We start from the raw sequence: 12,557 nt of genomic DNA, 5'->3' as shown, positions 1-12,557 counted from the left end.
GGGTGGGCGGGAAGGAAAACGGGTGGGTGGGCGGGAAGGAAAACGGGTGGGTGGGCGGGAAGGAAAACGGGTGGGTGGGCGGGAAGGAAAAGTGGACGTCAGCGGCCCGCTTCCTTGGAGACCAAGGCGACTGCTTCTTCGACGTCGTCGGTGACGTGGAAGAGGAGGAGGTCGTGCTCGGCCGCCTTGCCCTGGGCGATGACCGTGTCGCGGAGCCAGTCGACGAGGCCGCCCCAGTAGTCCGTGCCGAACAGGACGATCGGGAAGCGGGTCACCTTCTGGGTCTGGACCAGGGTGAGCGCCTCGAAGAGTTCGTCGAGCGTGCCCAGGCCGCCGGGGAGGACCACGAACCCCTGGGCGTACTTCACGAACATCATCTTGCGGACGAAGAAGTAGCGGAAGTTCAGCCCGATGTCGACGTACGGGTTCAGCCCCTGCTCGAAGGGCAGCTCGATGCCGAGCCCGACCGAGATGCCCCTGGCCTCGCACGCGCCCTTGTTCGCCGCCTCCATGACGCCCGGACCGCCGCCGGTGATCACCGCGAACCCGGCCTCCACCAGCCCGCGGCCCAGCCGCACCCCCGCTTCGTATTCCGGCGAGTCCACCGGCGTGCGCGCCGAACCGAAGACGCTGATCGCGGGCGGAAGTTCGGCCAGCGTGCCGAAGCCCTCGATGAACTCCGACTGGATGCGCAGCACGCGCCAGGGATCGGTGTGCACCCAGTCGGTGGGCGCACGCTCGTCCAGCAGCCGCTGGTCGGTGGTGCTGGGCTGCACCTGGTCGCGCCTGCGCAGCACCGGGCCCAGGCGCCGTTCCTTCGGCGGCTGCTTCTTCCCGCGGGGGTTACCCGTCGCCATGTGCGCTCCCTCCGTCGTGCCGTCGTACAGCCCTCAGCGTAGATCTACGCGGGTTACGTACGAGGGACGTCAGCATGTCCGCACGGCGCCGGGTTAAACGTCTCGGGGCGCCGGACGTCTCAGGAGGTCAGCCAGGACCTCAGCCGCTCCTCCCCGGCGAGGATCTTCGCCGTGTCGACCCGCTCGTCCCGCTTGTGCGCCAAGTGCGGGTTGCCGGGGCCGTAGTTGACGGCCGGGATGCCCAGCGCGGAGAAGCGGGAGACGTCGGTCCAGCCGTACTTGGGCTGGGGGGTGCCGCCCACCGCCTCGATGAACGCCGCGGCGGCCGGGTGGGACAGTCCGGGCAGCGCGCCGCCGCTGTGGTCGTCGACGACGAACTCGGTCACCCCGCAGTCGGCGAAGACCTCCCGCACATGGGCCACCGCATCCTCCGGCGTACGGTCCGGCGCGTAGCGGAAGTTGACCGTCACCACGCACTCGTCGGGGATGACGTTGCCGGCCACGCCGCCGGAGATGGCGACCGCGTTGAGGCCCTCCCGGTACTGCAGGCCGTCGATCACCGGGTTGCGGGGCTCGTAGGAGGCGAGGCGGGCCAGGATCGGGGCGGCGGCGTGGATCGCGTTGGAGCCCATCCACGAGCGCGCGGAGTGGGCGCGCTCGCCGCTGGTCTTGAGCAGGACCCGGAGCGTGCCCTGGCAGCCGCCCTCCACCTGCCCGTCGGAGGGTTCGAGGAGCACCGCGAAGTCGCCCTCCAGCCATTCGGGGTGGGCCTCGGAGACGTGCTTGAGGCCGTTGAGGTGCGCGGCGACCTCCTCGTTGTCGTAGAAGACGAAGGTCAGGTCGCGGTTGGGGGCCGGGACGGTGGCCGCGATCCGCAGCTGGAGGGCGACGCCCGCCTTCATGTCGCAGGTGCCGCAGCCCCACAGCACCCCGTCCTCGTCCAGCCGGGAGGGCACGTTGTCCGCGATGGGGACGGTGTCGATGTGACCGGCGAGGATCACCCGCTCCTTACGCCCGAGGTCGGTGCGGGCGACGACGTTGTTGCCGTACCGGTCGACCGTGAGGTGCGGCAGGGCGCGCAGCGCGTTCTCGATCGCGTCGGCGAGCGGCTTCTCGGTGCCGCTGACGGAGGGGAAGTCGACCAGCTGCGCGGTCAGGCGGGCGGCGTCCAGCGTGAGGTCAAGCGGGGTGTCGGCCATGCCGTCGACCCTAACCCGCCAGGTGCCGGCCCACTGTCCACACCCGGCTCACGGGCCTCCGTACCCTCCAGTACCTTGTACGCGTGCCAGAGTCGTCCCTTCCCTCCAAGCGTCGCGGCCGCCTCTTCCGCTTCGGGGCGGCCTTCGTGGTGCTGCTCGCGGTCGCCGGCTACCTGGTGGTGCAGTACATCACCGGGGGCACGGGAGCGCCGGGCTGCAAGGTGGTCTCCGCCGAGGGCGACGGAGCGAGCTACGAGTTCACGCCCGAGCAGGCGGTGAACGCGGCGACGATCACCGCCGTGGGGACCTCGCGGGAGCTGCCCGAGCGGGCCGTGACGATCGCGCTGGAGACCGCCCTGCAGGAGTCGGCGCTGCGCAACATCGACTACGGCGACCGGGACTCCCTCGGCCTGTTCCAGCAGCGTCCCTCGCAGGGCTGGGGCACCCCGGAGGAGATCATGGATCCGGCGTACGCGGCCGGGAAGTTCTACGAGCACCTGGTGAAGGTGCCGGGCTACACGCGGCTGCCGCTGACCGTCGCCGCGCAGAAGGTGCAGCGCAGCGGGTATCCGCAGGCGTACGCCAAGCACGAGCCGGACGCCGCGCTGCTGGCCGCGGCTCTCACCGGCCGCTCGGGAGCCACCCTGACCTGCGAGGGCCGTCCGGCGGCGACCCGGGCGGCGGGCGCGGACGCGGTACGGGCCGCGCTGGTGCGGGACTTCGGCCGGGACGTGCTGGACCCGGCCGGCGCGGAGGTGGACGGCGGTGGGAAGCCGTCGCCCGCGGCGAGCGCGCCGGCGGACTCCGAGCCGGGCACGGTGACGCTTCCGGTCACCGCCGAGAAGGGCGCCGCGGGGCGCAGTGCGGGCGCCCGGGGCTGGCAGCTGGCCCACTGGGCCGTGGCCAACGCCTCGGAACTGCACATCAAGCGGGTGTCCTACGCGGGCCGCGAATGGCTCGCCGGGAACACCGACAGCCAGTGGCGGGCGATCGACGGCAAGGCCTCCGCGGACGCCTCCGACGGCGCCGGGGCGGTCCGGATAACGACCGTGCAGTAGTGCGGCCACTCACTCCCAGGGGTTATGGGGCGTCGCTCCCGGCTGACGGGGTGCGCAGGTTTTCGTGTCCCTGTGTGCCACTGCCCGGATCCCTTGAAATCAGGCGGCCGAAGCGATTCCGCAGCCGCTTCGGGAAGGCGCCCTTTGCCCGCCTTTATCCACAACCGATAATGCGACGCATTGCCAACTCTTTACATCGGTGCGCCGCAACCTTCCCGGACTTCGAGCGGTATTCACTGCGTCCGCGCCCCGAGATCAACAGCCAGTCGATCAACTCATGGGCAACTTCGGACACTTCACCGTTCTCTCCCGTCGAAGGAGCACCATGTCCCTCCCCCTGACCCGTCGGATCGCCCGTGCCGCGCTGCTCGTCGCTGCGGGAGCGGCTGCGGGGGTCGGTGCGGCCGGTTCCGCCAGCGCGGCGCCCCAGCTGCCGGCCAACCCGAACCTCGGCGGGCTGACCGCCCTGGACGGGGCGAACGTCGGCAGCACCGTGGACGGCGCAGCGCAGAGCATCACCGAGACCGCGGGTGACACCGGTGGCAAGGCGGTCAAGAAGGCGGTGCCGGCCGCGGGCAAGGCCGGTGGCAAGGCCGTCAAGAAGACGACGCCGGTGGCGCAGAAGGCCGCCGGTGACACCGCCGGTTCGGCGGGTGAGATCCTCGGCGACACCGCCGGTTCGGCCTCGAAGGGCGATGCGCTCGGGACCGGCTCGCTGACGAAGGGCAACGGCCTGACCAAGGGCAGCGGCGTCTCCACGAAGAACCTGCCGGTCAAGGGGCTGCCGGTCGGCTGAGTCGCAGGAACTTCGTTCCACAAGGGCCGCAGGATCCACGAGATTCCACAGGGAAGGGGCCCGGGGTGTTCTCCCCGGGCCCCGTCTCCGTTCGTCGTTCGTCGTTCGTCGTTCGTCGTTCGTCAGCGTGACCGTGTGCGTCGTTCGCCGGCGTGACGGCGTGATTCGTGTGCGTCGCTCGTCGCGCCGGCGTCAGCGCAGGCGGGCGACCGCCGCCGCGACCCGTTCGTCCGTCGCCGTGATCGCGACGCGGACGAACCGCTCGCCCGCCGGCCCGTAGAAGTCGCCCGGGGCCACCAGGATGCCCAGGCCGGCCAGGTGGGCGACCGTGTCCCAGCAGGACTCGTCGCGGGTGGCCCACAGGTAGAGGCTTGCCTCGCTGTGCTCGATGCGGAAGCCGTGGCCCACCAGGGCGTCGCGCAGGGCCGCACGCCGTGCCGCGTACCGCTCGCGCTGGGCGTGGACGTGGGTGTCGTCGCCGAGGGCCGCGATCATCGCCGCCTGGGTCGGCGCCGGGGTCATCATGCCGCCGTGCTTGCGGATCTGGAGCAGCGGGCCCAGCACCGCCGGGTCGCCCGCCAGGAACGCGGCGCGGTAACCGGCGAGGTTGGAGCGCTTGGACAGGGAGTGCACGGAGACGATGCCGTCGTACGAGCCGCCGTTGACGTCCGGGTGCAGCACCGAGACGGGGTCGGCCTCCCAGCCCAGCTCGAGGTAGCACTCGTCGGAGAAGAGCAGGACGCCGTGCTCGCGGGCCCAGGCGACGATCCTGGTCAGCTCCTCCTTGGTCAGCACCCGGCCCGTCGGGTTGGACGGGGAGTTGAGCCAGAGCAGTTTCAGGTTCGCCGGGTCCAGGTCGGTGGGGTCGTCGTAGGCCTCGTACTCGGCGCGGGCCAGGCGGGCGCCGACCTCGTACGTGGGGTAGGCCAGGCGCGGGAAGGCCACCTTGTCGCCGGGGCCGAGGCCCAGCTGGGTGGGGAGCCAGGCGACGAGTTCCTTGGAGCCGACGACCGGCAGGACGTGCCGGTGGGTGACCTCGCGGGCGCCGAGCCGGCGCTCCACCCAGCGGGTGATGGCGTCCCGCAGCTCGGGGGTGCCCCACACCGTGGGGTAGCCGGGAGAGTCCGCAGCGGCGATCAGGGCCTTCTGAACGGGCTCGGGCACCGGGTCGACCGGGGTGCCGACGGACAGGTCGACGATGCCGTCGGGGTGCGCGGCGGCCGTCTTCTTGTAGGGCTCCAGCTCGTCCCAGGGGAAGGTGGGCAGCCGGTCGGAGACTGCGGACACGGGTGCTGACTCTCTTTCTGCTTCGGCGCCCGGCTCGGCAGACACGTGCCTCGGCCGGCGCCTGCCTCGGCAGCGCCTGGCTCGCCAGACGCCTCGGTCCCGCGCGGCGGTCTGAGGCCGTACGGGACCGAGGCGGCAGGTCTACGGGCCGGGCCGCTGGTGGCCGGCTCGGGCTCAGGCCTGCGGCGGAAGCGCGGCGATCAGCGGGTGGTCCCGCTCGATCAGACCCAGCTTGCTGGCGCCACCCGGCGAGCCGAGCTCGTCGAAGAACTCGACGTTCGCCTTGTAGTAGTCCTTCCACTCCTCCGGAGTGTCGTCCTCGTAGAAGATCGCCTCGACCGGGCAGACCGGCTCACAGGCCCCGCAGTCGACGCATTCGTCCGGGTGGATGTACAAGGACCGCTGGCCCTCGTAGATGCAGTCGACCGGGCACTCCTCGATGCACGCCTTGTCCTTGACGTCTACACAAGGCTGCGCGATGACGTAGGTCACGCTGTCGTTCCTCCTCGATAGGGCGCTGGCGGGCCACCTCAAGGCTCCGCCGCCTGGCGCGCGGGAGCGCGGCGTCGTCGATGCCCGCCCCTAGTATCTCCGTTCCTGGGCATGATCCGAACAGGAGGGGTGCACCGACCTGTGGAAATCTCGGCCGGCGGGCGTCTCGAGGTCCGTATCACCGCTGCTGACGTGGGGAAACGGGTCTCCGTACGCAGCTTGATCGAACATGGTCCCTCGGGTGTGAAGTTCACCGACACGGTCGGTGTTCTCACATCATGGGACCACGGTGTGCTGCGTATCACACGAAAGAACGGGGAGAGCGTCCACATCGTGGAGACCGCGCTGGTCGCGGGCAAGGTGGTGCCGTCCGCACCGGCGCGTCGCAGAGGGCCCGCGGCGTCCTACGAGGAGCTGGCGCGGGCCGCGGCACGGGCCTGGCGGCCGGTGGAGAGCGAGCGGCTCGGCGAGTGGGAGCTGCGCGCCGCCGCGGGCTTCACCCGCCGGGCGAACTCGGTGCTGCCGCTCGGCGACCCCGGCATGCCGCTGGACGCGGCGCTCGAGGCGGTACGGCGCTGGTACGCCGAGCGCGGGCTGCCCGCGTACGTGCAGACCGCGACCGGCGCCGAGGGCACCCAGGAGCTGCTGTGCGCGGAGCTGGAGCAGCGGGGCTGGGTGCGGGAGGTGACCGCCGAGGTGTGGGTGGCCGCCCTGGCGCCGGTCGCCGACGCGGAGGCGGAGCCGTCCGGGGTGGTGCTCTCGCGGGAGGCGGACGAGGCGTGGCTGGCGCGGTACCGGCGCAAGGGTGTGAGCGAGGTGGCGCTGCGGGTGCTGACGGGAGGGCCGTCGGTGTGGTTCGCGACCGTGCCGGGGGACGACGGGGCGCCGCCGGCCGCCATCGGGCGGTGCGTGGTCGACGGGCGGTGGGCCGGGTTCGCGGCGGTCGAGGTGGACCCGGACCGCAGGCGGCAGGGCCTCGCGACCGAGGTGATGGCCGCGCTGGCCCGGCAGGCGCTGGCGGAGGGCGCGTCGGCGGCCTGGCTGCAGGTCGAGGAGGACAACGAGGCCGCGCGGGCGATGTACGAGCGGATGGGCTTCGCGGCGCATCACGCGTACCACCATTACCGGGAGCCCCGGAATGGCTCGGAATCGTCCTCGGAATCAGCGGCTCCGTCCGGTAGCGGATCATCGTGACCGGGCACCAACGGGGCATGCGGACCCCTCACCCTCCACCGCCCGAGCGCTCCGCCGAACTGCGACGGCGGTTCGCCGAGGAAGCCCGCTGCGAGCGGCCCGGCCTGTCCACGCTGTGCCTGCTGGTCGGCGCGGAGGCGGACGGGAAGCTGGACGAGGCCGGCATGGACGCCGCCGAGATCGAACTGGACGAGCTGGCCGGACAGCTCCCCTACCGGCCGGGCACGCCCCGGGCGTGGGCCGAGGCGCTGCGCGATCTGCTGGGCGAGCGGTACGGCTTCCACGGCACCCCGGGCGACTACCGGCGGCTGGAGTCCTCGCTGCTGCACGAGGTGCTGCGGCGCAGGCGGGGGCTGCCGATCCTGCTGTCGGTGGTGTGGATGGAGGTCGCCCGCCGGGCGGGGGCGCCGGTGTACGGGGTCGCCCTGCCGGGGCACTTCGTCGTCGGCTTCGGGGAGGCGGAGCAGCAGGTGCTGGCCGATCCCTTCGACGGGGGCCGGGTGCTGACCGGGGCGGACGCGGAGCTGCTGGTGGTGGGCGCGACGGGGTCCCCCCTGGACCCGTCGATGCTGCGGCCGGCGGATCCGCTGGAGGTCGTGCTGCGGATCCTCAACAACGTGCGGGCGTGGGCCGCGGCGCGCCCGGAGCGGTCGGACGTGGCGCTGTGGGCGGTGGATCTGTCCCTGCTGCTCCCCTCGCATCCGGCGCGGCTGCGGTACGAGCGGGCGCAGGTGCTGGTGCGGCGCGGCCAGTTCCTGGAAGGGGCCGACGAGTTGGAGGCGTACGCGGACGTGGTGGCCGCCGTGGACGAGGCGGCCGCCACCCGGATCCAGGCGCAGGCCCAGGCGGCACGGGCGATGCTGAACTGACCACCGGGCGGCGTCGGCCGCAGAGCCTCCCGGTGCGGGGGATCTGCCGCCGGCGCTACAGCCAGCCCTTGTCGCGGGCGATCCGGACGGCCTCCGCGCGGTTTCTCGCGGCCAGCTTCTGGATGGCCGTCGACAGGTAGTTGCGGACCGTGCCCTGGGACAGGTGCAGCGCGGTGGCCAGTTCGGCGTTGGTGGAGCCGTCCTCGGCGGCCCGCAGCACCTCCCGTTCGCGGTCGGTGAGCGGGTTGGCGCCCTCCGCCAGCGCCGCCGCCGCGAGGGCCGGGTCGATCACCCGCTCCCCCGCCAGGACCTTGCGCACCGCCTCGGCGAGCTGGGCGGCCGGGGCGTCCTTGACCAGGAAGGCGTCGGCCCCCGCCTCCATGGCGCGGCGCAGGTAGCCGGGGCGGCCGAAGGTGGTGAGCACGACGAGTTTCACGCCGGGCAGTTCGCGGTGGAGTTCGGCCGCCGCCTCGATGCCGGTGGCGCCGGGCATCTCGATGTCCAGCAGAGCCACGTCCACGGCGTGCTCGCGGGCCGCCGCCAGCACCTCGTCGCCGCGGGCCGCCTGGGCGACGACCTCGATGTCCGGCTCCAGCCCGAGCAGCGCGGCCAGGGCCTCACGGACCATCGACTGGTCCTCTGCGAGCAGGACCTTGATCGTTCGGCTCATGCCGGGGATCCTACGTCCGCCCGCGCGCCCACCGGCACACGGGCGACCAGCCGGAAGCCGCTGCCGGCGGGGCCCGCCTCCAGGGTGCCGCCGGCCGTGTGCAGGCGTTCGGCGAGGCCGGTCAGGCCGTTGCCGTGGGCCGCGCCGTTGCCGCCCGTGCCGTCGTCCTCGACGGAGAGTTCGAGCACCTGGCCGCCGGGGGTGCGGCGGCGCAGCAGCTCGACCGTGCAGCGGCGGGCGCCGCTGTGGCGCACCACGTTGGTGACCGCCTCGCGCAGCGCCCAGGCCAGGGCGGCCTCGCTGTCCTCGGGGACGCCGGTGAGGTCGGGCTCGCCGGGCAGTTCGGCGGCCACGTCGGCGGCGGCCAGGGCGAGCCTGGCTCCGGCCAGTTCGTCGGCCAGGCGGGGGCGCCGGTAGCCGGTCACGGCCTTGCGTACGTCGACCAGGGCCTGGCGGCTGACCTGCTCGATGTCGGCGACCTGCCGGGCCGCCTGCTCGGGCTGGTCGGGGAGCATCCGCCCGGCCAGCTCGGCTTTGAGAGTGATCAGCGACAGGGAGTGCCCGAGCAGGTCGTGCAGGTCGCGGGCTAGGCGCAGCCGCTCCTCGTTGGCGGCGAGCCGGGCGACGGTGGCCCGGGCCTCGCGCAGCGCGATGGTGGTGCGCACGAGCTCGCGTACGCCGGTCATGGCGAAGCCGCCGAGCAGCGCGGGGATGAGCAGGGCGCCCAGGAACTCGCGCCCGTCCGGCACCGCGAGAGCGAGCGCCGCCATCAGCGCCGAGGCGCCCGGGATCGTCCAGCGGGCCAGCCGCAGGGGCAGCGCGGCCCCGGAGGCGATGGCCACGTACACGAACAGCACCAGCCACTCCCGGCCCAGGGCCAGGACCAGCAGGGCGGACTCGGCGGCGAGGAACGCCAGCGAGCCGAGCGCCAGGGCGTTGCGCTCGCTGCGGCCGGTGTGGAAGACCAGCAGCAGGTACCAGACGACGAACACCGCCAGCCCGAGCCAGCCCAGCGCCTGGGCGAGCACGCCGTGGCCCCCGTCCAGCAGGTCGGTGACGGGGGCGCTCAGATAGACGAGCCAGATCCCGGTCCACAGGATCTTGACGATCCACTGTCTGCGGTTCTCGGGACGTCTGCCCATGGCGGCGCCGCCGAGGCCGCCCGGGCTTGTCGTTGCCATGGTCATACGGGACATGGTCACCCGCGCGGCTGACGGATGGGCAGTGCCGTCGGTCCGCTCCGGCGGATGACGGATGTCATGCCCGGCCGGCGGACCTCATGCCCGTAGTGCCCGAAGAGCAGCGCGCCGATCGGCCGCGCCGCGAAGGGACCGGCTGGGCCGCAAGAAGCTGCTGGTGCTGAGCCTGCTGATGATGGGCGGGGCCACCTTCGCGATCGGTCTGCTGCCGACCCAGCCCCGGGGACGTCATGCCCCGCCGGGGAACGTCGTGCCCACCGGGGAACATCGTGCCCGCCGGGGAACGTCCCGCCCGGCGGGCGGCCGTCAGCTGGGGCCGGTGCAGGTCAATTGGGGTCGGTGTCGATGACCGCCACCCGGTCCGTCTTGCTCTTCAGGGCTTCGCGCAGGGCGCCGTAGACGTCCTCGGGCGTGACGGGCGTCTTCTCCCCGTTGGCACGAGTGATCAGCACGCCGTCGAAGGCACCGCCGTACAGCTTCTTCAGGGCGTTGAGGTCCGGCTTCTCGACCAGCTTGCCGTCGACCGCGGTCACCCTGAGGAACTTCCACAGGGACTTCTCCGGGCTCATCGGCACCGAGTGCGCCGGGTCCGTCTGCACGGTGACGTTGGCCGACATGGCCGGCTCGGCGAACTCCTTCATCATCCGGTCGACCTCGGCCTTGGACACCGTGGGCTGCCGGACGGTGGTGGGGACGGCCACCGGGGCGGAGGAGCCGGTCTCCACCTGGGTGCGGAAGGCCTTCACGACCGCGGTGGCCGACCGGCCGACGTCGATGCCCTGGCCGGCCTTGCCGTAGACGGGGATCGCCTTGCCGGAGACGAACTTGATGGTGCCCTCGGTCATCGACCCGGCACCGCCGGACACGTCCTCGAGCGCGGCCTGCAGCTTCTCCTCGTCGATGGGGATGACCGGGTCCACGACCCGCTCGTTGCCGAAGAGGGAGCCGATCACGGAGATGGGGTTGTAGTCGCTGCCCGCGGCGTCCTCGACGGTGGCGTCGGTGTCGAGCTGGAGGCCGGCGTTGTCCGGCTGCAGTTCGACGGTCTTGCCGGCGACCTGCAGCTTGAGCGGCTTGTCGAGCCGTTCGGCGAGGGCGTCGTTGAGCTTCTTGACGGCCTCGTCGCGGGTGCCGCCGCCGATGTCGACGCCGAGGACGGTGGTGCCCTTGGGGACGTCGGAGTGGTTCATCAGCAGCCCGGCGCCGTAGGCGACACCGACGAGTGCGACCACGCCGCCGCCGACCAGGACGAGCTTGTTGCGCCCCTTCTTCTTCGGCGCCTGCGCGGACTTCGCGGAGGACGGGGAGACCGGCTCGGGCAGCCTGGGCGGAGTGTGCGGGCCGGGGCCGCCGGCGGGGGTGCCGCCCGTGCCGGGCGCGCGGCCGAAGTCCGCGTCGGGCGAGACGACCGGGATGCCGCTGGTGACGGTGTGCCCGGAGACGTTGTCGTGCCGGGGGTAGCCGGGGGTGCCCTCCGGTGCGGGGGCCTGCGGGGTGAGGATCGCGGTGTCGTCGCTGAGACCGGCCGCGGAGCCGCCCGGGGCCTCGGAGGCGCCGGAACGGGGCTCGGAGTAGCCGGCCGCCGGGACGGCCGGGCCCTTGCCGGTGACCGGGCCGGTGGTGGGTCCGGCGGGGCCCTGACCGCTCTGGCCGGGCCGGTCGCCGGCGTCGCCGGGGCGGTCGCCGGTGAAGTACGGCAGGTCGTCTCGCCGGGGCTCGCTGCTGCCGCGCGGGCCTGAGCCGAGCGCCTCGGTGACGTCGAAGGAGCCGGTGCCGCCGCCGTGCCCGGGGGCCACCGGACCACCGGTCGCGCCGGGGAGCCCGGAGCCGGGTGCGGAACCGTTCGTGCCGCCGGAGCGGGTGGCGCCGGGCACGCTCATCGCGCCGACTACCCCACCGGGACGTCCGCCGCCGGGCGCACCCGCTGGCTTGGCACCGGAGGAACCAGCGGAAGGTGCACCCGAACCGCCCGATCCGCCCGGACCGCCCGAGCCGGTCGAACCGGACGAACCGCCCGGTGTGCTTGTGCCGTTGGCGGGGGTGGCGCCCGAACCGCCCGCGGACTGCGGGGGCTTGCGGGGCGCGAACCAGTCGCTGGTCGCCTTCTCCTCGGCGGGCTGCTGAGCGGGGACGGAGGAGGCACCGGCGGACGGCTCCGCGGACCGCGCGGCCTGGCCCGCCGCCTGACCGGACGCACCGGGCCCACCGGGCTGCGCCGGCCGGTCGCCGCCCGCGGCCTTCTGGCCGCTGCCGCTGGAGGTGCCGGTGCCCGGCGCGGAGCTCTGGGCGGCGACGGCCTTGCCCTTGACGTCCGAGACGGGCTTGCGCACGACGACGGGCGGGATGGGCCGCGATCCTGGGATGTTGATGCGGACCCGCGTCGTCAGCGTGGTCTCGGTCTTGCGGTCCTCCGAGCGCGCGGCCGCGTCGCCGCCCGCACCCGTGCCCGCCTCCGGAACCGTCGGCGTCCCGTAGGGCGGGGTGCCCGACGGGTATGCGGCTCCGCCGCGCCCGCTGGGCCCGGAGGACGGAGTGTCAGTTTCACGACTCAAGGCAGGTTCTCCCGGTTGGCTCCGCCGCCCGTCACGACCTCACGGTGGGGGGTCCCCCCGGCTCGGGCGAGGCCGAGGGCTTGGGGGAGGCTCGGCGGCGCGCACCACCATACTGTCCGCGTCCCGCGCGTATCCCAGGACCGCTGGGGAAACCCACACCGGACCCGCACCCCCGTCACCCGGCGAACCGGTACGTCACTTGCCAAGTCGGGCAGAACCGCCGTCGGGTTGCCCGCCCGGTGAAAGGGTGGCGCAGATCACAGCGAGAGCGATGCCGCCGAGCAGGAAGAGATACGAGCCGCCGCTCGCGGCGAACAGGAAGTCACCCTCCGGGCGGCTGGTGGTGAGCAGGATGACGGCGAGCGTCCAGCCGCCGCCCGCGGC

12 protein-coding genes are annotated in these 12,557 nt (G+C 73.1%); 4 read left to right on the top strand and 8 right to left on the bottom strand.

Annotation, left to right across the window (positions count from 1 at the left end; all coding sequences use genetic code 11):
- Window positions 1-98 precede the first annotated feature (98 nt).
- Both ABD207_RS14685 and dapE read right to left on the bottom strand, forming a co-directional pair.
- Window positions 99-857 carry an LOG family protein gene (locus ABD207_RS14685; protein ID WP_344013171.1) on the bottom strand — a complete coding sequence of 253 codons (759 nt, stop codon included), beginning with the start codon at window positions 855-857 and terminating at the stop codon, window positions 99-101.
- Window positions 858-976: 119 nt separating this feature from the next.
- The gene (gene dapE / locus ABD207_RS14680) at window positions 977-2,056 is read right to left on the bottom strand and encodes a succinyl-diaminopimelate desuccinylase (protein ID WP_344013169.1); all 1,080 of its coding nucleotides are present in this window, start codon (window positions 2,054-2,056) and stop codon (window positions 977-979) included.
- A gap of 83 nt (window positions 2,057-2,139) precedes the next feature.
- Between dapE and ABD207_RS14675 the strand changes: the two genes are divergently transcribed.
- The gene (locus tag ABD207_RS14675) at window positions 2,140-3,114 is read left to right on the top strand and encodes a VldE C-terminal domain-containing protein (protein WP_344013167.1); all 975 of its coding nucleotides are present in this window, start codon (window positions 2,140-2,142) and stop codon (window positions 3,112-3,114) included.
- Between the two features lie 325 nt (window positions 3,115-3,439).
- Window positions 3,440-3,910, top strand: a complete 471-nt coding sequence (locus tag ABD207_RS14670; RefSeq protein ID WP_344013166.1) for an ATP-binding protein — start codon at window positions 3,440-3,442, stop codon at window positions 3,908-3,910.
- A gap of 192 nt (window positions 3,911-4,102) precedes the next feature.
- Here ABD207_RS14670 and ABD207_RS14665 read toward each other — a convergent pair whose 3' ends face one another.
- Window positions 4,103-5,197 carry a bifunctional succinyldiaminopimelate transaminase/glutamate-prephenate aminotransferase gene (locus ABD207_RS14665; protein WP_344013165.1) on the bottom strand — a complete coding sequence of 365 codons (1,095 nt, stop codon included), beginning with the start codon at window positions 5,195-5,197 and terminating at the stop codon, window positions 4,103-4,105.
- 174 nt (window positions 5,198-5,371) lie between these two features.
- Window positions 5,372-5,689 carry a ferredoxin gene (gene fdxA, locus ABD207_RS14660; protein WP_167994178.1) on the bottom strand — a complete coding sequence of 106 codons (318 nt, stop codon included), beginning with the start codon at window positions 5,687-5,689 and terminating at the stop codon, window positions 5,372-5,374.
- 141 nt (window positions 5,690-5,830) lie between these two features.
- Between fdxA and ABD207_RS14655 the strand changes: the two genes are divergently transcribed.
- On the top strand, window positions 5,831-6,883 hold the full coding sequence (locus tag ABD207_RS14655; protein WP_344013163.1) for a GNAT family N-acetyltransferase: 1,053 nt from the start codon (window positions 5,831-5,833) through the stop codon (window positions 6,881-6,883).
- Window positions 6,884-6,900: 17 nt separating this feature from the next.
- Complete coding sequence (locus tag ABD207_RS14650; RefSeq protein ID WP_344013161.1) at window positions 6,901-7,752, top strand: transglutaminase family protein; 852 nt, start codon at window positions 6,901-6,903, stop codon at window positions 7,750-7,752.
- 55 nt (window positions 7,753-7,807) lie between these two features.
- On the opposite strand, the gene ABD207_RS14645 is transcribed toward ABD207_RS14650, so the two are convergent.
- From ABD207_RS14645 to ABD207_RS14630, 4 genes are all read right to left on the bottom strand, one after another.
- On the bottom strand, window positions 7,808-8,422 hold the full coding sequence (locus tag ABD207_RS14645; RefSeq protein ID WP_344001668.1) for a response regulator transcription factor: 615 nt from the start codon (window positions 8,420-8,422) through the stop codon (window positions 7,808-7,810).
- The gene (locus tag ABD207_RS14640) at window positions 8,419-9,603 is read right to left on the bottom strand and encodes a sensor histidine kinase (protein WP_344013159.1); all 1,185 of its coding nucleotides are present in this window, start codon (window positions 9,601-9,603) and stop codon (window positions 8,419-8,421) included. The genes ABD207_RS14645 and ABD207_RS14640 overlap by 4 nt, the downstream gene beginning before the upstream one ends.
- Window positions 9,604-9,947: 344 nt before the next feature.
- Window positions 9,948-12,173, bottom strand: a complete 2,226-nt coding sequence (locus tag ABD207_RS14635; RefSeq protein WP_344013157.1) for a hypothetical protein — start codon at window positions 12,171-12,173, stop codon at window positions 9,948-9,950.
- A gap of 195 nt (window positions 12,174-12,368) precedes the next feature.
- Window positions 12,369-12,557: DUF6113 family protein (locus tag ABD207_RS14630; protein ID WP_344013156.1), on the bottom strand; the 189-nt coding region annotated here is incomplete at its 5' end.

It is taken from the genome of Streptomyces thermospinosisporus (assembly GCF_039526425.1).
GTDB classification, from domain to species: Bacteria; Actinomycetota; Actinomycetes; order Streptomycetales; family Streptomycetaceae; genus Streptomyces; species Streptomyces thermocarboxydovorans.
The sequence above is the reverse complement of the archived record's forward strand: the minus strand, read 5'-3'. Positions and strand labels throughout refer to the sequence as shown.